Source organism: Streptomyces sp. NPDC001100, from assembly GCF_053598575.1.
In genome coordinates this window covers 112858-135818 of sequence record NZ_JBSFKO010000024.1, presented here as the reverse complement: position 1 = coordinate 135818, position 22961 = coordinate 112858, and the positions used below count along the sequence as shown (strand labels likewise).

Sequence of the window (22961 nt, the reverse complement as noted above, 5' to 3'; positions counted from 1 at the left end):
GTCCGGCCGGATCAGGTACACACGGGGATGTCCCGGCCGTCGTTGTCCTTCGCCTCGTCGTTGCCCCATCGGTCGAGGTAGTAGGCGGAGACGTACGCCCGTCCCCGGCCGCCCGGTGTCACCTCGTCGAGGTCGGTCAGCAGCCACCAGTGGTTGTAGGCCACGCCGACCCGCACCTCGTCGCCCCACTTCCTGCACAGGACGTAATTGGTGCCCTTGCGCAGGGTGCCCTGTGCGGCGCACCGCGGTGTGCCGTCGTGCGTGCAGTCGGCGTCGGGATAGCCGGTGGCGTCGGCCATGGTGTCGACCCAGTACCGGGCCGGCTGCCCTCCCCCGCCGTCGCAGGCGCTCGTGCTGGTGACTCGGGGGAAGGGGCCGTCGGGCGTGAGCCGGTACTCGGTGCCCTGGAGCACCGGGTTGACCATCTCGTCCGTCTCGCCGTCATTGTCGCCGTTGGTGTCGTACAGTTGTTCGTAGTGCAGATGCGCCTCCTCCGTGCCGACCAGTCCCAGCCGCCCGACCGGGTCCCCCGACGCGACCTGCTGGCCCAGGTGGACGTCGATGCGGTCCATGTGGAGGTAGACGCTGAACCAGCCCCCGCTGTGGTTGACCTCGATGCCGCCGGGTTCGAAGAACTCCGTGACCGTGCCGGCGGCGGACGCAGTGACGGTGGCGCCCAGGGTCGGGCCGTCGACGTGGTACATGTCGAGTTTCTTGTCGTCGGGATCGTGGCCCAGATACGTCTGCAGCTGCCAGGTCTGTCCGCAGGGGAACGGCAGCCGGAAGTCGGGGCGGGCGGTGGGCGCCGCCGACGCGGCCGGTGTACTCGCGCACAGTCCCGCCATAGTCAGCAGCGCCGTCAGTGTCGCCGCCCAGCCCGCTCTTCCCGTCGGCCTCAACCTCATGGTCCTCGTCCTCTCCTCGCCTCGATGTGCGGCAACGACGGTGCCGTACCAAGGCTTCGAAGGGACTCCGGCACGTTACGGGGTGACGGCCTGCGCGGGGCGCCTCAGGTACCGCACTGGCGGGTCACTCCGCCGGTCGCGTCGCCCTTGAGGTAGATGCCGCTGACGTAACCGACACCGCCCGCGTTCAGGGGCAGTTCGATCCACTTGTCGCTGGTGTAGCCCTCGTCGGTGATGACCTGGCCGGTCTTCCAGCAGTTCGCCGGGTAGCTCTGGTTCGGGTACACCGTGCTGACCACGTCGCACGAAGTGGCCGCGCAGGAGCGGACGTTGGCCTGCATCCACGCCGTGACGTTCGTCTGGCCGCCGGTGTCGCCGGACGGCTGGAAGGTCACGTCCACCCAGTCGTTGTCCGTCATGCCCAGGCCGTCCCAGAAGGTGCCGTCGGCGACGTCGATGCCGGCCGGGTTGGCGACCCTGCGCCCGAACTCGTCGAGGCCGCCGTTGTAGCCGGACTGGTAGGCCGCCTGTGCCTCGGGGGTGCCCTGCGGCAGATCGCGCCACATCTGCCGTTGCGCGGTCGGGTTCCAGTAGTCGTCCTGGGTGTTCCAGGGGCCGACGTCCCAGACCGGTGCGGTTTCGCAGCGTCCCGTGCGCTGGTAGCAGAGCCGGACCTGGTACTCGTGGCCGCCGTTGGAGGCGAGCATCCGCCGGGACGGCAGCGCGACGAAGTGGTCGCGCTGCTGGATGACATGGCCGTTGGCGGTGGTCTGTCCGGCGAGGCCCTCCCGGGTGGCGAAGATCCGGTACGTCGGGGAGGCCGCGATCAGCGCGCGGGGTGCCCGGGGGGCGGGCTGGGCGAGGTCGGAGTGTACCGAGACGGCCGAGACCGTGGGGGCGGCGGTGTGGGTGCCGAGCAGGGTCAGCCGTACCTGAACGACGGAGACGGCCTGGGCCAGCCGTAGCCGACCGGCGCGGTCGGGCGTGGTCCACTGCGTCCACCGTCCGGGGTGGTCGCTTCCCCGCATCTCGGTCACCACCTGCGTTCCAGACGGTACTTGGGCCTGTGGGCGGATCGTGAACGCGTCGGCCTGCCGTCCGAGGCCGCGGGCCGGCGCGGTGTACACGGCGAACGCCCGGCCGGGAGCGGAGGTGGTGCGGGCGCGGCGGTCGCCGATGGTCAGCGCGCCGTTGCTGCGGTGGCCGATGTTGTGCTGGTCGGCCGAGGCGGCGGCGAGGTCGATGCGCCAGTCGGTCGCCGGGCGGGCGGCGGGGCGTTCGTGGCCGGGGCCGTCGGCGGCAGCGGCGGCGACCGGTGGCAGCCCGCCCAGAACCAGCAGGGCGCACAGGCCCCGTATCAGTCGTCTGGTGGTGGATCGCATGACGCATCTCTCCAACTGGTCGGGAAAACGGTGCTGTTGACGATCCACAGCCCTATCCGCCCGCGCGCCGCCGCGTCATTCCGGAACGTTCCGGATGCCGCCGGCCGAGGGGGCGCGGATAGCTTCCGTGGCGTCCACCAGAAGTCACCGGAGAGGAAGCCTCGTGCGTCTGTTCCCCTACGCCGGACTCGTCACGGCCGCCGCCGTCCTGCTGCCGCTGACGGCGGCCCTGCCCGCTGCCGCGGCACCGGCCGCCCCGGCCGCGTTCGCCGCCTCGTGCCCGACCGCCGGGGTCATCACCCAGGGGTACAGCGACAGCCACGACGGCGTCGACATCGCCAACGCCCAGGGCACGCCCATCTACGCCGTGGGTGCCGGCGAGGTCATCAACTCGGGTCCCGCCAGCGGTTACGGGCAGTGGATCCGTATCCTGCACGACGACGGCACGGTGACCGAGTACGGACACATGTACCAGCGGGACGTCGTCGTCGGTCAGCACGTCCAGGCCGGTCAGCGCATCGCCCTGATGGGCAGCGAGGGCGAGGCGACGGGGCCGCACCTGCACCTGCGGGTCAGGATCGGCACGTCCACCACGGTGCGCGGGATCGACCCGGTGCCGTATCTGCGCGACCGCGGGGTGAACCTGCCCTGCACGCCGGGCGGCGGTGGCGGCGGGCAGGGCGCCACGGTGACCGCCTGGGCGCAGGCCAACGTCCGTTCCTGCGCGGCCACTTCGTGCGCTGTCGTCAGCACGGTGTACCCCAACGAGAGCTACCCGGCGAACTGCTGGAAGATGGGCCAGCTCGTCACGGCCGAGGGCTACAGCAACGACAAGTGGATCGAACTGCCCCTGAACGCGGGCGGTGTCGGCTACGTCAGCGCGATCTACCTCAAGGGCGACGACACGGGCAACGTCAGCCGCCAGTGCGGCTGACCGCTCCCCGGTCCGAGCGCCCGCACCAGACTCCCCGCCGCACTCGGCTGCGGGGCACCACCACCCCACCGAAGGGAACATCCATGTCCGTCTCCGTCCTGACCCGCGTCGCCGCGCTCGGCGTCTCCGCCGCGGCCATCGCGCTGCTGCCGGCCGCGACGGCCTCGGCGGCCGACGCCGTGAACACGTTCAGGAACCAGGCGACCAACCGCTGCATCGACGACACCGACGCCGGATTCCGCACCTGGGACTGCAACGGCTCCACCCCGCAGAACTGGATCGTCCACAAGTGGGCCGACGGCACCGTGCAGTTGAAGAACGCCTTCACCAACCGCTGCATGTACGACAGCGACCAGGGGTTCAAGACCGCGAACTGTGACTCCAGCACCAACCAGAGCTGGCTCGTGCACAAGTGGGGCGACAACACCATCGAGCTCCGGAACCAGGCGACCAACCGCTGCATCGACGACAGCAGCGCCGGCTTCCGCACCTGGGCGTGCAACTCCGGTCAGAACCAGAGCTGGTTCTGACACCTGCCCCACCCGTCCCCGTCCCTCACCTCACGCTCCGGTGCCACCGTCGGACGACGGTGACACCGGAGCGCGCCGATGAGGTGATGACGACGTCGGCCGTCCACGGGCAGGTCCTGTCCGAGCTGGTAGAGGGCCTCGGGGTCCGCGAAGTCGCGACGCCGAGGGCTGCGCAATGCCCGGAGGACGGCGAGGCCATCGACACGGCGGCCGGGAAGACGAAGAGACCGAGAGCCCACGGAAGCAGGCAGTCGCCGAGTTCGGCGCACGCACCAATGGTCACCCCCGACGTGCCGTTCCAGCCTCTCTCCCACACGGGTGGCCACCGGCACACCGGCCAACGTCACAGACACAAGGATCGGCAACAGCAGGCCGAGCCGCCGGGCACCTGCGGGCCGGGCCGCGCACATTCCTCTCCGGTTCGGACCCCGCCCCGTTTGCCACCTGCGGACAGAACCCTCTCACTCGTCGTTCACCCATCGCATGAGCCGTTGCAGCGGGTAGAAGCCGTCGTGGGAGAGGCCCGGCGGCATTCCGCCCGCCCTGCCTAGGGAGACCACGCGCTGGACTCCGGCGCAGGCGAGGGCGTCGCGCAGTTCCGCCTTGCGGGTGTCCGGGTACACGCCGACCGTCTGTGTGGCGACTCCGGCGTGTGCGACGGCTTCCGTCAGCGCGCCGACGGGGACGACGTCGACGATCTTTCCGTCGGGGTGGAAGTCGACCGGTTCGGGCGAGCGGATGACCAGACCCCGGCCGTCGTAACCGCCCCACACCCGGTAGTCGGGTGCCAGGGAACGCAGGACGTCGATCTCCTCGCGGAGTTCCGCGGCGACCCGTGGGCCGTCGGCCGAGCTGAACTCCCTTGCCACACCCAGGCGTTCGCACAGCAGAGCGGCGTAGCGGTCGGCATCCTCCCAGGAGCCCTCGACGAACTGGAAACGGCTGGCCACGCAGGCCTGTTGGTTGAAGAAGGTGGCGTCGGCGGCGCCCGCGTCGGCGGCTAGGGAAAGAGTCTCGGCGGACTCGAACGCCTCGCGGCCGACGAGTGAGATGGAGGTCTTGGGGTCGAAGGAGACGAGTTCGAAGCCCGGGCCGACATACCGCAGTGCCCCGCGAATCGTGGCTTCGCCGCCCCAGGCGACCAGTTTGTCGAAGAACTGGGGGCGGAACAGCACGCTCTCCACCGTCTCGTCGCCGCCGCGCCAGTACACCGCGGAGAACGAGCGGACCACGGGGTGGCCGGGGGCCAGCGCCGCCATCGTGCGCAGGATAGCGGTCGCGGTGAACAGGTCGTTCGAGGGCAATTTCAGCAGGTTGACGCCCTTCGTGAGGGCACCGCGCACGACGGACATCGCGGCGACGCCCGGGGCGTTGCCGGCGATGACGTGCACCAGGCGCGGCGGGAACGCGCGGATGGCCGCAGTCCGGTTGTCGGGCAGGCGTACCTCGCGCCAGCCGTCGAGCACGTCCGATCCACCGAGTTCGTGGTCGATCTGGGCGTAGAGGCCCGGCCGTTGGAAGCTGCGCCACAGCACGGCGTAGGCGCGTTCGAGGACCTCCGCGGGCAGCGGGCTGACCCCGACCATGCGGTCGAGGGCCTCGGCGAGCAGGCCCTCACGGTCCGCCTTGAGTGCCTCGCCGGTCTCCACCAGCAGGTCGACGATCTCCGCGACGGGCACGTGGAAGGCGGGGCCGGGTTCGGTGCGCGGCCACACGAGGCGGTCCAGGTCGAGTGCCGGTGCGGTGAATGCCGAGTCGGCGCGGCCGTACGCGACGGGTGAGCCGTGGTCGACCTGACCACGCACCACGTGTACGACCTCGGTGTCGGTCGTGGTGCTCATCCGTGGATCATCCCCCGCACATAGGAGTCGAGCGTCGCGGCACAGGTGATCTTGTCCTCGCCGCCCAGGTCGCCGTAGCGGCGGATGTCCGGCAGGACGGCCGGTCCCGGCCGGCCGCAGGCGCAGGGCGAGAAGTCGACGAGGACCCGGTCTCCACTGATCAGGCCGCCCCACCTTCCCTCCAGTGATACGTCCAGGAAGGCGAACCGGCCCTCTACCACGCCCTGTTCGGTGTTGAGCAGCTTCTCGCCCGGCTCGTCCAGGACCAGCGGGATCACCCACGGCGGTACGTGGTAGTTGCCCGACTCGCAGGCCAGGCAGGATCCCTGAAGTTCCGTCATGCCGTAGCTGCGCACCCGCCTCACGCCGTCGTAGAAGGCGGCGAACTGCTGCTGGTAGTCGTCGGGCAGGACCCCGCCCTTGTTGCCGCCGCCGCTGAGGACCAGCGTGTCGGGGTGGAGGCTCCCGTCGGGTACGCCGCGGGCCCGCAGGGCCTGGATCAGGGTGAACTGCTGGTTGTTCATGCCGGCGATCAGGAGAGGCTCGGTCCGGTGGGCGGCGATGTCGTCGACGATCTGTGCGACAGCCGCGCCGAGTTCGGCCTCGCGGGCCCCGGACGCGGCCTCGAAGGAGCTGATCTCCTGTGGGGTCGCGGTGCCCTCCGCCATCCGGCGGCGCAGCAGGGCGCTGCTCATCAACTCCGAGACCCGCATGGGGTCCTCGGTGAGCAACCGTGTCTCTCCGGGCCGTGCGAAGACGTCCGCGTGCCACCGGTAGCCGTCGATGGAGCGCATCGGGCCGCTCGCCGGTGCCAGGAGATAGCCGCGGCGGGTCCGCTCGGGCGGCAGCGGGTCGGGCCAGCAGGTGAGGTTCTCCAGGATGTCGTGCAGGAAACTCAGGTCGCTGGCGTCGCAGTTGAGGAAGGAGACCTTCCCCGAGGTACCGCTCGTGATGTACGGGCGGTGGCCGGCGGCGGTGACGCGGTCCGCCCATTCGTCGATGTCGGTCACGCCCTCGACGTCGACATCGCCCGGCTCCACCACAGACACCGTCGTGTACCAGCGCAGGAGCCGGTCCCATCGGCCGCCGGTGATGAGGGAGAGGGGGTACGACTTGTAGCTGGTGTGGGAGAACAGCAGGGGGACAAGGTCGTCGGGGCTCTCGATCCCGTGGACGTCGCTCTCCGCCGCCCGGGTGCGCAGCAGCGGGATGCGCTCACGGTGCGCGGCGAAGGCCTCGCGGGCCGCTTCGAGCTGCAACTCCCTTAGTTCCCGGGCGGGTTGGTCGAATGTGTCACCGGACCGGACGAGGGTCCGGATCTGCTCACGTGCGCTGGGCACGGCAACCACCTCCATCAGTCATGACGTCGGGTTGTTCGCGAGATAGGAGGACTCGATGGCGTCGAGGTCTCCGCGCAGTTCCTTCGGGGTACCGGTCATCACGACCCGGCCGCGCCGCAGGACGTAGACGCGGTCGGCGATGTCGAGCACCTTGCGCACGTGCTGTTCGACCAGCAGTGCGCCCAGGCCCTGGTCGGCCGCCTCGCGGACCGCGCGCAGGAGACGGTCGACGACCAGCGGGGCGAGGCCCAGGGAGAGTTCGTCGGCCAGGAGGAGCCGGGGGGTACGGCACAGGGCGCGCGCCAGCGACAGCATCTGCTGCTCGCCGCCGGACAGCATGCCCGCGCCGGTCTTCAGGCGTTTCTCCAGTTCGGGGAAGAGGGCGACGGCTCGGTCGGGCGGCACGCGTCCGACCCGTAGGTTGTCGGTGGTGTCGAGGCGGGTGAAGACCGCGCGTTCACCGACGTAGGCGAGGCCCTCGCGGGCGCGGCGGTGCAGGGGTGCGTGGCCGGGGGTGCCCAGCCAGCGGACCTCGCCGCTTATCGGGGTCAGGTCGCCGGCCAGCGCCCTGAGGGTGGTGGTCTTGCCCGCGCCGTTGGGGCCGAGCAGGGCGACGACCTCGCCCGGCCGGACCTCCAGGTCGAGGTCGCTCACGACGGGTCGGGTGCCGTATCCGGCGGACAGGGCGCGGGTCGCTATCAAGGGCACATCTGTGTCGTGCACGAGGTCTCTCCTCAACCGGAGTCGGCCGGGGCCAGGCGGAGTCAGGCGGACCGACAGGGACTTGGCCGCGCCGAAACGGGCTCAGCCGTGCGACGCGGCCGTCAGCACCTTGCGGACGTCGACGAAGGTCGACCCGGCCTTGGCCCACTCGATCTTCCCGTCGCGGATGGTGAGTTCGGTGGCTGTCGTGTTGTGGATGCGGTCAAGTCCCTTGATCGGCAGGGCCGTCGACGCCTTCCAGTTCAGGGGTGCGGTCAGGCCTCCGGTGTCGATGCCGGAGGTGGTGTTCAGCTCCTTCACCAGCGCCTGGGCCGAGATGGTCGGCAGGTTCTTGGCGGCCTCGGTGAAGACCTTGAAGGCCACCCAGGTCGTGGCGTTGGCGCCGTTGGTGGTGTCGATGTCCTTGCCCTTGGCCGCCGCGACGAAGTCCTTCCAGACGGCGTCGGAGGTCGGCGGGTAGTAGCCGGTGATCGCGGCGCCCTCCAGCGGGCTGCTGCTGCCGCCGGTGCTCGCGGCCAGCTGCGGGGTGAGGTTGCCGACCACGCTGGCGAGCTTGGTCTTGTCGCCGGACTGGACGTACGACTTCACGAACAGACCGGAGGCGGTGCCCATGATGACGCTCACGCAGTCGCTGCCCTTGGTCGCGGCGACCTGCGGGGCGAGGTCGGTGGCGGTGAGCGGCACCTTGAGATCCTTGGGCGGCGCTCCTCCGGCGGAGGTCACGCCGAGGGTGAGGAACTGCGAGACCACGGCCGCGGCGGCCACGTCGTACCGTACGCCGGTGATCTTCTTGCAGCCCTGCTCGACCAGTTGGCGGCCGTGGGCGGCGAAGACCACCGGGGTGCCGCCGTTGACCGGGAAGGACAGCGGGTTGGAGAACTCCGCGGCCGAGACGCCGGTGCCGCCGATGTAGGGGATGCCGGCCTTCTGGAGGACGGGCATGTAGCGGTCCCCTGCGAGGCTGTACGAGCCCACGACCGCGGCCACCTTGTCGGCGACCGCCTGCTGAGCGCACTTCTCGGCCTCGTCCGGGTCGCCCTTCTCGTTGCAGAACTCGACCTTGAGAGGTCCGCCCTTGATCCCGCCGTTGGCGTTGATCCACTTCTCGTAGGCCGTGGCGGTGAGGTGGATACCTGGCTGGGCGCTGCCCTGGGTGTTCTCCGGTGCCCAGACCATCACCTTCACCGGGGTGCCCTTCAGCGACGAGGTCTCGGCCGAACTGCTTGCCGCCTCTCCCCCGCACCCTGCCACGAGCAGGGCTCCGGTCATCGCGAGACAGCCGGTCGCGACGCTTCTGCGTCGGCGTGAGTCGTTCATGGTCCCTCCGCGGGGCTCGCGCCCAAAGTGGGCGACGTCGAGATGCCGAACAGCATGGGGTGCATTTTTGGGTTAGTGAAGTACTCTCGGCACAATTATTTAAATGAATGTACTGTCTCGTCCTGTGTCTGGCCCGCGTCTGGGAGGTTCCTCGGATGGACGACGTCCTGCGTTTCGCCCTGCTCGGCCTGGGGCTCGGCGCCCTCTACGCGCTCACGGCGCACGGCATCGTGCTGGTCTACCGAGGCTCCGGTGTTCTCAACTTCGCGCACGGCGCGATCGGAATGGCCGGCGCCTACGTACAGTGGGAACTCGCCACGAACCATGGCGTGCCGTACTGGCCCGCCACCGCGTGCGGCGTCCTCACCTCCGCCGTACTGGGCGTGCTCACCCACCTGTTGGTGATCCGTCCGCTACGCAGGGCGTCCACCCTGGCCCGACTGGTCGGCACCCTCGCGGTGTTCATCGTGCTCACCGCGATCGCCGTCAAACGCTACGGCGACAGCCTGCAGTTGGTGCCGGGCAAGCTGCCCACCCGGCTGCTGACGATCGCCGGGGCTACGGTCTCCGAGGACCGCGTCTGCCTGCTCGGCATCGCGCTCGCCGTGACGGCCGTGCTCCATCTCCTCTACAAGCGCACGCTGTTCGGCCTGGGCACCACCGCGGTCGCCGAGAACGAGGGCATCGCCGCCTCGCTCGGCTGGTCCCCGGACCTGATCGCCGCCGGCAACTGGGCACTGGGCTCCGCGCTCGCGGGCCTCACCGCCATCCTGATCGTGCCCGTGATCGGCCTGTCGGTGACCGGGCTGACCACACTGCTACTGAGCGCGCTCGCCGCGGCCCTGGTCGGCAGGTTCTCGTCGTTCCCGATCACGCTGGCGGGCGGTCTGGTCATCGGGGTCGCGCAGTCCGAACTGACGCGCTTCGGCTCGGGTGTCACCGGCCTCGCCTCGTCGGTGCCGTTCCTCTTCATCGCCCTGGTACTGGTCGCGCGCGGCCGGGCACTGCCGCTGCGCGGCACCTTCCTCGACCGCCTCCCGGCGCTGGGCACCGGCCGGGTGCGCCCCGTCCCGCTCGCGTTGGCCGTGGTGATCGGGCTGGTGCTGGTCAGCCTGTCGACGCCGCTGTGGGCCGACGCGATCACCAGCACCCTCGTGCTCTCCCTCATCATCCTGTCGATCATCGTGGTCACCGGTTACGCGGGCCAGGTCTCCCTCGCGGCCTACGCCCTCGCCGGGACCGGCGCCTTCATCGCCGGGCACGCGGCGGCGGACTGGGGCTGGCCCTTCGAACTCGCCCTGCTGGCAGGCGTGTTGGGCACCGTACCGATCGGCCTGCTGTTCGCGCTGCCGGCGGTGCGTACGCGCGGGGTCAACCTCGCGATCATCACGCTCGGGCTCGGCACCACCCTGGAGGCGATGGTCTTCCAGAACACCGACCTGTCGACGACACCCGGCAGCGACGGCATCGCGGTCGGCAACCAGACGCTCTTCGGCATCAGCATCTCCGGCGTCGATCATCCGCAGCGCTACGCCGCCGTGGTGCTGGTCCTGTTCGTCGCCGCCACGCTCGTGGTCGCCAACGTCCGGCGCAGCCGCACCGGCCGCCGTCTCATCGCCGTACGGGCCAACGAGCGGGCCGCCGCCGCCCTCGGCATCGACGTCCGCTCGGCCAAGCTCTACGCCTTCGGCCTGTCCTCGGCCATCGCCGCGCTCGCCGGAGTACTGACCGGCTTCCGCTCGACATCGGTGGTGTTCTCCGACTTCGCGAGCTTCGACTCCGTCACCGCGCTCGGGCTCGCCGTCATCGGCGGTGTCGGCTTCCTCGTCGGCCCGCTGTTCGGCGCCACGTTCGCCGCGGGCACGGTCGGCGCCCGGTTCGGAGACCTGGTGCTGCCCGGGCTGAGCGAGTGGATGCCGCTGATCGGCGGGATCGTCCTGGTGCTGACCCTGGTGGGCAACCAGGACGGCATCGGGAAGGAACTCGGCAAGCAGACAAGGAGACTTGAGCGAAAGCTGCGCCCACAGCGCGCTGCCGTCGCAGCCGAGAAGAACACGGCTCCCCTTCCGGACGTACCCCGCGCCGCACCGCTCCCCCTGCACGTCCACGACCTCACCGTCCGCTACGGCGGTGTGGTCGCCGTCGACGGACTCTCGCTGGACGTCGAACCGGGCCGGGTGGTGGGGCTCATCGGCCCCAACGGCGCCGGCAAGACCTCTGCCATCGACGCCGTCACAGGCTTCACCCGGGCCGCGTCGGGCAGTGTCCGCCTCGGCGAGCGGGACGTGACCCGGGTGCCGGTCCACCGGCGGGCCGAGTCCGGCCTGAGCCGGTCCTTCCAGTCGCTGGAGCTGTTCGAGGACATGACGGTCCTGGACAACCTCTACGCCGCCTGCGAGCGACCGGGTCGGTGGACCTGGCTCACCGACCTGGTCCGTCCGGGCAGTCGCCCGTTGCCCGCCCAAGTACTCGTCGCCGTACGGGAGTTCGGGCTCCAGGACAGTCTGGACCGGCCGGTGGGCGATCTGTCGTACGGCGAGCGGCGGTTGCTGGCGATCGCGCGGGCGGTGGCGACCTCGCCGTCGGTGCTGCTGCTGGACGAACCGGCGGCGGGGCTGTCGGACGACGAGACGCGGGAGTTGGCCCAGCTCGTGCGGCGGCTGGCCGAGGACTGGGGCATGGGGGTGCTGCTCGTCGAGCACGACGTCGACATGGTGATGAGCGTCTGCGACCAGGTCGTGGTCCTCGACTTCGGCCGCCGGATCTGCGCCGGCACCCCGGACGAGGTACGCCGCGATCCGGCGGTCCGGGCGGCCTACCTGGGCGACCTGGATCCGGAGACGACGGCCTGAGAGCGGACGGCGCCTGGGCCGAGGCGATGACATCCGCCTCGGCCGGTGCCTGCCGTCCCCGGCCACGCGGGGCCGGACAGTCCGGCGGCACGACGCGGCCGGCCCGCGACGTCTCGGGCCGCGGGCCGGCCGAGGGCGATCCGGTCGCCGAACTGTCCGACTCCGACGCCCCGGTTGACGGAACACGCGCACACCGATTCTCGAAGGCCCCCTCCGGCGGGCCTACGTCACGCCTCGCGGAGATCCGCCACGTAAGGCGCGTGGGACAGCAGTCCGCCGTCGACACGCAGGGTGTGCCCGGTGACGAAGGCGGATTCGTCGGAGGCGAGGAACACGACCGCCGACGCGACGTCCTCCGGCCTGCCGAGGCGCGGGGTGAGGTGATGGCGCAGCATCTTCTCCCCGATCGCCCCGTGCGCCGAACCCGCGCTCGCCGGTGTGACGATGAACCCCGGGGCGATGGCGTTGCAGCGCACACCCTGCTTGCCGTACTGGGTGGCGACGTACTGCGTGAGGTTGATGAGAGCGGCCTTCGAGGCGCCGTACGCGGGATTGCGCAGGTCGCCCGCGAGTCCGGCACCGGAGGAAGTGTTGATGATCGAGCCGGCGCCGCGCGCGATCATGTGCGGGACGGCGGCCTGGATCGCAACCATGGTGCCGCGCAGGTTGATCCGCATCGTGTCGTCCCACACCGCCGGGTCGGCCTCCAGGACGGCGAGGTCCTGACGGGCGGCCAGGTGAGTGGCCGCCGCGTTGTTGTGCAGCACGTCGAGGCCGCCGTACGTGTCAACTGCCGTGCCCACCATGGCCCGTACGGACTCGATGTCGCCCAGGTCGACCGGAACCGCGGTGGCTGATCCGCCGGCGGCACGGATCTCCTCCGTGACCGCCTTGGCGCCGTCGAGGTTCAGATCCGCTACGACCGTGTGGGCGCCCTCGACCGCGAGGCGGCGAGCGGTGGCGGCACCGATGCCGGACGCAGCCCCGGTCACGATCGCGATCCTGTCGTCGAGTCGTCCCATGACTCAACCACCTTTCTCAGTCGGTGAGTTCGCTGCCGACGACGGAGACGAAGGAGACACATTCGCCGGGGCCGCCGCCCAGGTTGTGGGTGAGGGCGAGAGTGCGGCCCTCGGCCACGGACGCGACCGTCCGCTCGGGCGGTGCCTCGCCGCGCAGTTGGAGCCAGGCCTCGAACATCATGCGCAGCCCGGAAGCGCCGATGGGGTGGCCGAAGGCCTTCAGGCCGCCGTCCGGGTTGACCGGCAGTGAGCCGTCCAGGTCGAAGGCGCCGCTGGTGACGTCCTTCCAGGCCTGTCCGCGCGCGGAGAAGCCCAGGTCCTCCATCAGCACCAACTCCGTTGGTGTGAAGCAGTCGTGGACCTCTGCGAGGGCGAGTTCGGCGCGCGGGTCGGTGATGCCCGCCTGCCGGTAGGCCTCCTGGGCCGAGACGACTACCTCGGGGAAGGTGGTGAAGTCGTAGTCGGGGTCGAGGAGTCCGTCCGCGGGTCCGGCGACGAAGGACAGTGCCTTCACGAAGATCGGCTTGTCGGTGTAGCGGTAGGCGTCTTCGGCGCGTACGACGATCGCCGCCGCCGATCCGTCGGAGACTCCCGAGCAGTCGAAGACGCCGAGCATGCCCGCGATGATCGGTGCCGACCGGATGCGCTCCAGGGGCACCTCCTTGCGGAACTGGGCGCGGGGGTTGCGGGCGCCGTTGGCGTGGTTCTTCCAGGCGATGCGGGTGATGACATCCTTCAACTCCTCTTCCCCCAGGCCGTACTTGGCCGCGTAGGCGGGGGCGAGGAGGGAGAAGTTCGCCGGGGCGGTGATCTCACCGCGGCTGTCGTCGCCCGCGCCGGGCATCGTGGTGCCCGAGAGTCCGGACATGCCGGAGTCCTTGAGCTTCTCCACGCCGACCGCCATCGCCACGTCGTAGGCGCCCGAGGCGACCGCGTAACAGGCGTTGCGCAGCGCCTCGGAGCCCGTCGCGCACATGTTCTCCAGGCGGGTTACCGGCTTGTACGGCAGGTGCAGCGGGCGGCTGAGGGTCAGTCCGGAGACTCCGGAGGCTTGGGTGCCGAGCCAGAACGCGTCGATGTCGTCGAGCGTGATGCCGGCCGAGGTGACCGCCTCGCCCACGGCGTCGACCAGCAGGTCGTCCGCCGAGCGGGTCCAGTGTTCGCCGAAGGGCGTGCAGCCCATGCCGACGATCGCGACCCGGTCCCGGATTCCGTGCGAGCTCATGCGCCTGTCCCCTCGGTCTCGCCGGTGCGTACCGGCCGGGCCTTCCAGAAGTAGTTGTGGACTCCGGCGGCGGTGACCGTGCGCCGGAAGGTCATCTCGACCCGGGCGCCGATGACGGCGTCGGCCTCGGTGGCGTCGGTGAGCTGGCAGCGGAATCGGCCACCGCCGTCGTAGTCGACGACCACAACGAGCATCGGCGGGCTCGGGGTGTGAGCCAGCCGGTCAACGGTGAACGTGGCGACCGTGCCGGGCACGTGCTCCATCGGCTCGTCGGTCATGGCGTCGACACTCCGGCAGGACACGCACACCCGGTCCGGCGGCAGATGCCGGGTCCCGCACTTCTCGCAACGGGACGCGACGAAGCCGTACTTCCAGCTGTTGCGGCGGTGCGCGGGCGGGGCGTAGGGCGGCTCGGGGTCCGGGCGGCGGGGCGGCTCTCGGTCGAGGAAGCCGCGCCAGGAGAGGTAGGTGGCGTACGACATGGGCGCGCCGCCCGCGGCGATCTGCGCGGCGACCGGGCGGGCGGCGCGGTGTGCGGGGAGGGCGTCGGTGGTGCGGAGAAGCAGGACTCCGGCGCCGTCGCCGAGGACGACGAGCGCGATGATCCGGCCTGGTTCGGCCCGGTCGAGGACGTCGGCGAGGAGCAGACCGGGCTGGGCGGTACCGGCGTTGCCGATCTCCGCGGTGAGGTCGGCGGTCGCCGCTTCGGGACGTACGCCTGCGGTACGACGCACCGTCGCGCACGCGCGCGCGTGCAGGCCCGAGACGACGAGGTGGTCGATGGCGTCGCGGTCCAGGCCCGCCTGGTCGAGGGCGGCGCTCAACGCCTTGTCCGCGAGGGACACGTAGATCTCCTCGGCGAAGCGCTCCTCCCAGACACGGGAGGCGGGGGCGCCGGGCAGGCGCCAGCGGTCGAGGATCTCGTCGCTGACCGTGTCGTGGGCAAGCAGTTCGGCGATCACGGGGGCTCCGTTGCGGTGGCCGCCGAAGGCGAACGCCGCCGCGCCGTCGCCGCCCGCGCTCTCCTCCGCGCCGCCGGGCAGCCCGGTGCGCAGGTCGGACAGGACCGTCAGGGTCGGCACCGGGGAACGGGCCGCGGTGACCAGCGCGCCGAGGCCGGAGCGGACGGAGCCCGCCATGTCGACGGCGAGGACGTGCGGGTCGAGGCCGAGCGCCGCGTGGACGGCGGTCGCGTTCGTCTTGTCGAGGTAGGCGGGCGCGGCGGTGGCGAGGAAGATCTGGCCGATGCGGGTGCGCAGTCCGTCCCTGGCCAGGGCGGACCGGGCTGCCTCGACGGCCATCGATGTGGTGTCCTCGTCGTAGCCCGCGACCGCGCGTGTGCCCCGGGACGGGGCCGTCCCGACGGCGGCAGCTATGTCGGCCCGAGCGAGGCGGTGGTACGGCACGTAGGCGCCGTATGCGATCAGTCCGGGCATCAGCGTCCTCCATTGGCGTAGATGGTGTGTGTGGGCCGTTCAAAGACCGCGGCCAGGCCCTGTCCGCCGCCGAGGCACATGGTCTCCAGGCCGTAGCGGGCCTGACGGCGGTCGAGTTCGCGCAGCAGGGTGGCGAGGATGCGGCCGCCGGTGGCGCCGACGGGGTGGCCCAGGGAGATGCCGGAGCCGTTGACGTTGAACCGCTCGAAGTCGGCCTCGGTCAGGGCCCATTCGCGGGTGCAGGCGAGCACCTGGGCGGCGAAGGCCTCGTTGAGTTCGATCAGGTCGATGTCGGCGAGTTTCAGCCTCGCACGGTCAAGTGCCTTGGCCGTCGCGGGTACCGGGCCGATACCCATCGTCTCCGGCGGCACGCCGACGACGGCCCAGGAGACCAGGCGGGCCAGGGGGCGCAGGCCGAGTTCGGCGGCGCGCTCGGGATGGGTGACGACGCACAGGGCCGCGCCGTCGTTCTGTCCGCTGGCGTTGCCTGCGGTGACGGTCGCCTCGGAGTCCTGCCGTCCGAGTACGGGGCGCAGGCTCGCGAGTTTCTCCAACGTCGAGTCGGGGCGCGGGTGTTCGTCGGTGTCGACGACCGTCTCGCCCTTCCTCGTGCGTACGGTGACCGGGACGATCTCGTCGGTGAAGCGGCCCTCGCGCTGGGCGGCGACCGCCTTCTCGTGGGAGCGCAGGGCGAGTTGATCCTGCTCCTCGCGGGGGATCGCGTACTCGCGCCGCAGGTTCTCGGCGGTCTCCAACATCCCGCCGGGGACAGGGTGGTTGACGCCTCCCGAGGTGACCCGGCCGCGAGCCAACCGGTCGTGCAGGGTGGTGCCCGCGCCGCGTACGCCGAAGCGGACGCCGGTGGTGTAGAACTCCGCCTGGCTCATGGACTCCACTCCCCCGGCCAGCACGAGGTCGCTCGCGCCGGTCTGCACCTGCATCGCCGCTATGATGATGGCCTGCAGTCCCGAGCCGCAGCGGCGGTCGATCTGCAGTCCCGGCACCTCGACCGGCAGACCGGCGTCGAGGGCGGCCACGCGACCGATCGCCGGGGCCTCGCCGTTGGGGTAGCACTGGCCCAGCAGCACGTCGTCGACAGCGGCGGGCGGGATACCGGTGCGGTCCAGTACGGCACGTACGACCGCTGCGGCGAGTTCGGTCGCGGGCACGTCGCGGAAGACGCCTCCGTAGCCGCCGACGGGGGTACGCACGGGTTCGCAGATCACCGCGTCACGCAAGAGGGCGGGCATCGGCCATGCCTTTCATGAGGGGTCACATGTACCGGCCGCCGGTCACCTCGACCACGGCTCCGGTGACGTAGCTCGCCATGTCGGAGGCGAGGAAGAGGACGGCCTGGGCGACCTCGGCGGGTTCGCCCGCGCGGCCCAGGGGGATCTCGGCGAGCTTCGCGTCCCAGGCGGCCGGCGGCATCGCCTCGGTCATGGCGGTGCGGATCAGGCCCGGCTGTACGGCGTTGACGCGGATGCCCGCCTTGGCGAGTTCCTTGGCGGAGGCCTTGGTGAGGCCGACGAGTCCGGCCTTGGCGGCGCTGTAGTTCGTCTGGCCGAAGTTGCCGACCTTGCCGGCGATCGAGGAGATGTTGACGATGCTGCCGCCGCGTCCGTGCGCGCGCATCGCCTCGGCGGCGTACCGGGTGCCGTTCCAGGCGCCGGTCAGATGGACGTCGACGACCGCGCGGAAGTCGGACAGAGCCATCTTGCGCAGGGTCGCGTCGCGGGTGATGCCGGCGTTGTTGACCATGACGCCGACCGGGCCGAAGCTGTCGGAGCAGTGAGCGACCAAGGCGGCGACCTCGTCCTCGTCGGTGACGTCGCAGCGCAGCGAGGTGGCGGCGACGCCGTTCTTGGCGAGGCGCTCGGCGGCTTCCGCCGCGGCCTCCTCGTTGATGTCGCCGAGGACGACGGACGCCCCTGCGGCGCCGAGCACACCGGCGATCTCGAAACCGATGCCCTGTGCGCCGCCGGTGATCACCGCGTTGCGGCCGTCCAGCAGTCCCATGTCAGCCCGTCCTTGGCTCGACGCCGCCTCCGCTATTCCTTCTAAATAGATAACCTATTATGCTGAAACAATCAATACAGCGATCGGCTGGCCGGGCGAGGAGAGCACACGGGTGGACATCAGCTATCCCGCGGAGACCGAGACGTTCCGCACCGAGGTCAAAGGGTTCCTCGCCGAGTCGCTGCCGCCGGACTGGCAGGGCATCGGCGCCCTCGACGAGGAGGCCGCCTGGTCCTTCGCCCGTGACTGGCGGCGCCTGCTCGCCGAGCGCCGCTACCTCTCCCTCACCTGGCCCGAGCGCTACGGCGGCCGTGGCCTGTCCAAGCTCCACCAGGTGGTCCTCATGGAGGAACTGGCCCTGGCCGGTGTGCCGTTCGGGCTGCCGCAGGACACCTTCGGCGTGAAGATGCTGGCGAACACGCTGCTGCGCTGGGGGACGGACGAGCAGCGGAGCCGGTTCCTGCCGCGCATCCTCAACGGCGAGGACACCTGGTGCCAGGGATACTCGGAGCCGGACGCGGGTTCGGACCTGGCCTCGTTGACGACACGTGCGGTCCGTGACGGCGACGAGTGGGTGATCGACGGCCAGAAGGTGTGGACGTCCGGCGCCCACCACAGCGACTGGATCTTCGTCCTGGCCCGCACGGACCGCGACGCGCCCAGGCACCGCGGCATATCCTTCCTCCTCGTTCCGCTGGACCAACCCGGCGTCGAGGTAAGGCCGTTCCGCATGATGAGCGGCCAACTCCACTTCAACGAGGTCTTCTTCAACGGCGCCCGCACCCGCGTCGACCTCGTCGTGGGCGGCGTCGACAACGGCTGGACGGTCGCCCAGAGCCTGTTGGGCGTGGAGCGCGGGGAGGAGGCGGCCACCAACCCGATCCTGTTCCGGGCCGAGGTGCAACGCCTGGTGGAACTGGCCCGCCTGTATGGGAAGGACCAGGACCCGGTCATCCGGCAGCGGATCGCCTGGTGCTGGTCCAAGGTCGAGATCATGCGCTATCTCGGCTACCGAATTCTCACCGGCTGGCTCAAGGGCGCGGAGCCGGGCCCCGAGTCGTCGATCGCCAAGCTGTACTGGAGCGAGTACCACACGAAGGTCACCGATCTCGCGATGGACATCATGGGCCTGCACGCCCAAGTGCCGGTCGGCCGCCCGCCGTTGCGCACCTACCGCACCGACGACCCCGGCGCCGCGAACTCCTCGGCGTCCTGGTCGACCACGTACCTGATCGCCCGCTCCGGCACGATCTACGCGGGCACCTCGCAGGTGCAGCGGAACATCCTCGCGGAGAAGGTGCTGGGGCTGCCGCGCGAGCCGAGGGCGACGGCTGGTTGAGGCGGGGTCGGTGACGGCAGGCAGCGGCCGACTCAGGGACGGCTCGTTGCGGCAGGTTCGGCGGCGGCCGGTCAAGGGCGGTTCAGAACCGCTGGTCACGGCGAGTTCCACGACGGCCGGTCAAGAACGGCTCAGGGACGGCTGGTCACGGCAAGTTCCGCAACGGCCGGTCGAAGCCGGTTCGGCGGCACCCCAGGGTGCGATCAGTCAGCGGCTGCCGCCGTGCCGGCAGGTCGGCAGGTCGGCAGGTCGGCACCAAGTAGGCCCGGCCCAGGGCCGATTCCGCATCCGCGCGGTCGGCCGCGACCACCCCGCCCCGCCTTCAGGCAGCCGCCCCTCAGCCCCGCGGCCTCACTCGCGCGCCTCGAACGTCCCAAGTCCCGGAACCGGACGCGGCCCGGTCCCCGGACGCCAGCCCGCGTCCAGCTTGCGCAGGCCCACGCCGTCCGGTGCCCAGATGTGGCAGCTGTTCAGCACCCCGGCAGTGGCGCGCGGGCCGTTCGCGGGCTCGCCGGCGTCACGGCGGCGCGCGTTGGCCGACATGGCCGCCTGGACCACGGCAGGGCCCAGCACCCGGGCCAGTTCGTAGAGGTGGGAGCAGCCCAGGACACCGCGGAACCGCTCCTGGATCGCCCGGTTGTATCCGGCGGCGACGCCCAGGCCGATCAGGCTGTCGAAGACCGGGGTGATGAACGGGCACTCGGCGTGCGGAAACGTCAGCATGTCCGCGTCGGCGGCCACGATGGTCATGTCCGCGAGGCGGACCCGCACCGCCAGCACCATCCGGTGGATGTCGGCGGCCTCGGGCTCGGCCCACGGCCGCTCGTCCCGCAGCTCCGCCTCGACCGAGATCTCGTCGCCGCCGGGCTCCTGGTGGGCGGTGACGGTGATGGTACGGCGGTGCAGCGGGAGTTCGGCGCGGCTCACGACGAGGCCTCCGCCGGCTCGGGCGCACTCTCGCCCAGCCCGGCGAACTCCGGTGGCCGGCGTTCGATGAAGCTGCGCACGCCCTCGCGGTAGTCCGGGGCGCGTTTCGCCGTGGCCAGCAGTGCGGCGGCGGTGTCGCGGCTCTCGGTGAAGCTTCTCGCCTGGTCGTCGGCGAGCTGCCGCTTGATGAGGGACATCGCGTACGGGCTGGCCGAGCGCGCGAGTTCCGTGGCGTACACGAGGGCCGCCGGGAGCAGTTCCTCCGGCTCGACGAGACGGTTGACCAGGCCCATCGCCTCCGCCTCCGTGCCGGTGACGCGGCGCGAGGACAGCAGCAGGTCGCTCGCGTTGCCGTAGCCGACTAGCCGGGGCAGGAGCCACGAGACGCCGTCCTCGGCCACCAGGCCGCGCGCGCTGAACGCGGCGGCGAACTTGGCGCCGGGCACGGCGAACCGTACGTCGCACATGAGCGCCTGGTTGAAGCCGATACCGGCGCAGGCGCCGTTGACGGCGGCCACCAGGGGCTTGGGGAACGACATGGGCCGGGTGCGCGGCGGCAGCCGGTCGGTCGGCCACGGGCGTGCGCCCGAGGACGCCCCGTCCAGCACGCTCATGTCCATGCCTGGGCAGAAGCTCCGTCCCGCGCCGGTGAGGACGACGGCCCGTACCGCCGGATCCGCCTCGGCGCGGTCGAACAACTCGTTGTAGAGCAGCTCCATCTCCAGCGTCCAGGCGTTGTGCCGCTCGGGCCGGTTCAGGGTGAGCAGCATGACTCCGTCGCTGGTCAGCTCGCTGAGGATCACCGGGGCCGCATGCTCGTTCATCGAGGTCACTCCCAGAGCCCGCCTTGGCCTTATAGCTAGATGAATCATCTATATACCCAACCATGGTCCGGGCACCAGATCGGGTTCCGCCGAGGAAAGATCATCCAGACCTTGACCTGGTACCCTCGATGAACTAAGACGATTCATTTTGCTATATGACGGAGGAGCCCGCCGTGGCCGAGGCAGCCCGCGCAGAAACGCCCACCGTGCCCGTCCCCGCGCGTGGCCGCGTCGGACGTCAGGTGCGCGTCCCGAAGACCGCCGAACTGGTCGCCGCGGAGATGCGCCGCCAGATCGTACGGGGGGAGCTGAAGCCCGGCGACGCGCTGCCGCCGGAGTCGGGACTGATGGAGCAGTTCGGCATCTCACGGCCGACGCTGCGCGAGGCGTTCCGCGTCTTGGAATCGGAGTCGCTGATCACCGTGCGGCGCGGCGCACACGGCGGCGCCCGGGTGAGTGCGCCGGACTCCGATGTCGCGGCCCGCTTCGCCGGCCTGATCCTCGAATACCGCGGCGCCACGCTGGGCGACGTCTACCGCGCGGCGGCCGTCATCGAGCCGCCCTGCGTGCGCCAACTGGCCGCCAAGCACACGGCGGACGACATCAAGCGACTGCGCGACGCGGTGGCGGCCGAGAAGACCGTCCTGGACGACCCGCTGGGCCTGGTCGAGGCCCAGGACACCTTCCACGCCCTGCTGGTCGAACTGACCGGCAACCAGACGCTGATCCTCCTGTGCGGCATGCTCCGCAACATCATCGACCGGGCCAACGCCTCCTACACCGCGGCGGCCACCGACGCCGAGACCCAGAAGGCGCAGGCCCTGAAGGGACACCGGGCTCATGTGCGCCTGGTCGGCCTGATCGAGTCCGGCAAGGCCGACGAGGCCGAGAAGCTGTGGCAGCGCCACATCAGCGGCGCCGACGACGTGGTGAACGGAGCTGGCCCCAAGACGGTGCTCGAACTCATCGACTGACCGGGCGGACCCTCATCGCCCGACCGGGCGTATCGAGGATCACCGAGCCGTTCCCACTCTCACCCCTTGCGTCCGCGAAACAGTTAGATAATTATAGTAGACGTACTGAATAGATCTGGGGTCCGGAGGCGACGGCCATGGCCGAACAGCGCAAGCGAATCTTCGACTGCGACCAGCACATGTACGAGGAACGGGACTCCTTCACCCGCTACCTCCCGAAGGAGTTCCTCGGCCAGGCGGTGGCCCCGGTGACGCTCCCGGACGGCCGCGAGGTCATCCTCGCCGGGGACCGGATCGTGGTCTGTCTGGAGCCGGAGTTCGGGCAGGTCTACCGGCCCGGCTCGCTCAAGGAGATGCTCAAGGCGATGGCCTCGGGCAACCCCGACGAGACGTACCAGTTCGAGCCGATGCACGAGTCGTACCAGAACCGCGAGGCCCGGCTGCGCGTCATGGACGAGCAGGGCCTGGACCAGACGATCATCTACCCGGGCGGCTGGGCACTGGTCGCCGAGGAGTACGTACAGGGCGTCGAGCCGCTCTACGCCAACTACCACTCGTTCAACCGCTACATGAACGAGGTGTGGGGCTTCAACCACCAGGACCGCATCTACTCCCCCGCGCTGCTGTCGCTGCGCGACCTCGACCACGCGGTCAAGGAGCTGGAGTACGTCCTGGACAAGGGCGCCCGGTTCATCATGCTGCCGACCGGGCCGCAGTACGGGCGCTCACCGGGCGACCCGTACTTCGACCCGTTCTGGAAACTGGTCAACGAGGCCAAGGCCAGCGTGTGTTACCACATCAGCGAGTTCTACTACAACTCGCACGTCGCCCCCGCCTGGGGCCACGACGCGAGCCCGATCCACTTCCGGATGTCGGCCTGGCAGTGGATGAACACCTACGGCCAGCGCCCGATCGAGGAGACGCTGTCCGCGCTGATCTTCGACAACCTCTTCGGGCGCTTCCCCGACATCAACGTCCTGGTCTCCGAGTTCGGCGCCGAGTGGGTGCCCCACTTCGTCCGGCACATGGACAAGAGCCGCGGCATGGGCCGCAACGGCCCCTGGATCGGCGGGCAGTTGGCGGAGCGGCCCAGCCAGGTGTTCCGCAAGCACATCCGTGTGGTGCCCTACCCGGAGGACGACATCCCGAGCCTGGTCAAGCGGCTCGGCTACCACGAGTCGATCGTGATGGGCTCGGACTTCCCGCACGCGGAGGGCATCGCCAACCCGGCCGACTACCGCAAGCTCCTTGCGGAGCTGGACGAGTCGGTCCAGGACGACATCATGTACAACAACGCGCAGCAGCTGATCAGCCGTTGAGCGCGTGACGCTCCAACAGGGCGGGCCCGGTACCGATTTCGGTACCGGGCCC

The 22961-nt window shown here is 70.5% G+C and carries 19 protein-coding genes; 6 read left to right on the top strand and 13 right to left on the bottom strand.

All coding sequences use genetic code 11. From position 1 onward, the window contains the following. Positions 1 to 11 precede the first annotated feature (11 nt). Both ACWDEW_RS30850 and ACWDEW_RS30845 read right to left on the bottom strand, forming a co-directional pair. On the bottom strand, positions 12 to 905 hold the full coding sequence (locus ACWDEW_RS30850) for a M23 family metallopeptidase (RefSeq protein WP_450516973.1): 894 nt from the start codon (positions 903 to 905) through the stop codon (positions 12 to 14). A gap of 104 nt (positions 906 to 1009) precedes the next feature. Next, positions 1010 to 2287, bottom strand: a complete 1278-nt coding sequence (locus tag ACWDEW_RS30845) for an SH3 domain-containing protein (RefSeq protein ID WP_450516971.1) — start codon at positions 2285 to 2287, stop codon at positions 1010 to 1012. A gap of 163 nt (positions 2288 to 2450) precedes the next feature. Here ACWDEW_RS30845 and ACWDEW_RS30840 point away from each other — a divergent pair, with 163 nt between their 5' ends. Beyond that, positions 2451 to 3221 (top strand): peptidoglycan DD-metalloendopeptidase family protein, encoded by a 771-nt coding sequence (locus ACWDEW_RS30840; RefSeq protein WP_450516969.1) that lies wholly within the window; start codon positions 2451 to 2453, stop codon positions 3219 to 3221. An 83-nt stretch (positions 3222 to 3304) separates the two neighbouring features. Then, positions 3305 to 3751 (top strand): RICIN domain-containing protein, encoded by a 447-nt coding sequence (locus ACWDEW_RS30835; protein WP_450516967.1) that lies wholly within the window; start codon positions 3305 to 3307, stop codon positions 3749 to 3751. A gap of 461 nt (positions 3752 to 4212) precedes the next feature. Here ACWDEW_RS30835 and ACWDEW_RS30830 read toward each other — a convergent pair whose 3' ends face one another. The 4 genes from ACWDEW_RS30830 to ACWDEW_RS30815 all read right to left on the bottom strand — a co-directional run bounded on the left by ACWDEW_RS30830 (position 4213) and on the right by ACWDEW_RS30815 (position 8972). Next, the gene (locus ACWDEW_RS30830) at positions 4213 to 5592 is read right to left on the bottom strand and encodes an acyl-CoA reductase (RefSeq protein ID WP_450516965.1); all 1380 of its coding nucleotides are present in this window, start codon (positions 5590 to 5592) and stop codon (positions 4213 to 4215) included. Continuing rightward, positions 5589 to 6932 (bottom strand): hypothetical protein, encoded by a 1344-nt coding sequence (locus ACWDEW_RS30825; protein WP_450516964.1) that lies wholly within the window; start codon positions 6930 to 6932, stop codon positions 5589 to 5591. The genes ACWDEW_RS30830 and ACWDEW_RS30825 overlap by 4 nt, the downstream gene beginning before the upstream one ends. Before the next feature lie 18 nt (positions 6933 to 6950). Further along, complete coding sequence (locus ACWDEW_RS30820) at positions 6951 to 7655, bottom strand: ABC transporter ATP-binding protein (protein ID WP_450516962.1); 705 nt, start codon at positions 7653 to 7655, stop codon at positions 6951 to 6953. A gap of 81 nt (positions 7656 to 7736) precedes the next feature. Further along, complete coding sequence (locus ACWDEW_RS30815; RefSeq protein ID WP_450516960.1) at positions 7737 to 8972, bottom strand: ABC transporter substrate-binding protein; 1236 nt, start codon at positions 8970 to 8972, stop codon at positions 7737 to 7739. Positions 8973 to 9127: 155 nt separating this feature from the next. Between ACWDEW_RS30815 and ACWDEW_RS30810 the strand changes: the two genes are divergently transcribed. Continuing rightward, positions 9128 to 11824: an ABC transporter permease subunit gene (locus ACWDEW_RS30810; RefSeq protein WP_450516958.1), complete on the top strand. Its 2697-nt coding sequence runs from the start codon at positions 9128 to 9130 to the stop codon at positions 11822 to 11824. A gap of 227 nt (positions 11825 to 12051) precedes the next feature. Here the strand turns inward: ACWDEW_RS30810 and ACWDEW_RS30805 are convergent, their stop codons facing one another. The 5 genes from ACWDEW_RS30805 to fabG are packed head-to-tail and all read right to left on the bottom strand — an operon-like array spanning position 12052 to position 17526. After that, positions 12052 to 12846 (bottom strand): SDR family NAD(P)-dependent oxidoreductase, encoded by a 795-nt coding sequence (locus ACWDEW_RS30805; RefSeq protein WP_450516956.1) that lies wholly within the window; start codon positions 12844 to 12846, stop codon positions 12052 to 12054. 16 nt (positions 12847 to 12862) lie between these two features. Continuing rightward, the gene (locus ACWDEW_RS30800) at positions 12863 to 14071 is read right to left on the bottom strand and encodes an acetyl-CoA acetyltransferase (RefSeq protein WP_450516954.1); all 1209 of its coding nucleotides are present in this window, start codon (positions 14069 to 14071) and stop codon (positions 12863 to 12865) included. Further along, positions 14068 to 15507 (bottom strand): OB-fold domain-containing protein, encoded by a 1440-nt coding sequence (locus ACWDEW_RS30795; protein ID WP_450516952.1) that lies wholly within the window; start codon positions 15505 to 15507, stop codon positions 14068 to 14070. The genes ACWDEW_RS30800 and ACWDEW_RS30795 overlap by 4 nt, the downstream gene beginning before the upstream one ends. Further along, a complete protein-coding gene (locus ACWDEW_RS30790; protein ID WP_450516950.1) occupies positions 15507 to 16757 on the bottom strand; it encodes an acetyl-CoA C-acetyltransferase in 1251 nt (416 codons plus the stop codon). Before ACWDEW_RS30790 ends, ACWDEW_RS30795 begins: the two co-directional genes overlap by 1 nt. 22 nt (positions 16758 to 16779) lie before the next feature. Continuing rightward, a complete protein-coding gene (fabG, locus tag ACWDEW_RS30785; protein WP_450516948.1) occupies positions 16780 to 17526 on the bottom strand; it encodes a 3-oxoacyl-ACP reductase FabG in 747 nt (248 codons plus the stop codon). A gap of 112 nt (positions 17527 to 17638) precedes the next feature. Here fabG and ACWDEW_RS30780 point away from each other — a divergent pair, with 112 nt between their 5' ends. Continuing rightward, the gene (locus ACWDEW_RS30780) at positions 17639 to 18865 is read left to right on the top strand and encodes an acyl-CoA dehydrogenase family protein (RefSeq protein WP_450516947.1); all 1227 of its coding nucleotides are present in this window, start codon (positions 17639 to 17641) and stop codon (positions 18863 to 18865) included. A 351-nt stretch (positions 18866 to 19216) separates the two neighbouring features. On the opposite strand, the gene ACWDEW_RS30775 is transcribed toward ACWDEW_RS30780, so the two are convergent. Together ACWDEW_RS30775 and ACWDEW_RS30770 are read right to left on the bottom strand one after the other, a co-directional pair. Beyond that, positions 19217 to 19792, bottom strand: a complete 576-nt coding sequence (locus ACWDEW_RS30775; protein ID WP_450516946.1) for a DUF2889 domain-containing protein — start codon at positions 19790 to 19792, stop codon at positions 19217 to 19219. Next, positions 19789 to 20616 (bottom strand): enoyl-CoA hydratase-related protein, encoded by an 828-nt coding sequence (locus tag ACWDEW_RS30770; RefSeq protein WP_450516944.1) that lies wholly within the window; start codon positions 20614 to 20616, stop codon positions 19789 to 19791. The genes ACWDEW_RS30775 and ACWDEW_RS30770 overlap by 4 nt, the downstream gene beginning before the upstream one ends. Before the next feature lie 155 nt (positions 20617 to 20771). On the opposite strand from ACWDEW_RS30770, the gene ACWDEW_RS30765 reads away from it, so the two are divergent. Both ACWDEW_RS30765 and ACWDEW_RS30760 read left to right on the top strand, forming a co-directional pair. Then, the gene (locus ACWDEW_RS30765; RefSeq protein ID WP_450516942.1) at positions 20772 to 21590 is read left to right on the top strand and encodes a FadR/GntR family transcriptional regulator; all 819 of its coding nucleotides are present in this window, start codon (positions 20772 to 20774) and stop codon (positions 21588 to 21590) included. 137 nt (positions 21591 to 21727) lie between these two features. Then, complete coding sequence (locus tag ACWDEW_RS30760; RefSeq protein WP_019071890.1) at positions 21728 to 22909, top strand: amidohydrolase family protein; 1182 nt, start codon at positions 21728 to 21730, stop codon at positions 22907 to 22909. The last annotated feature ends 52 nt before the right edge of the window (positions 22910 to 22961 follow it).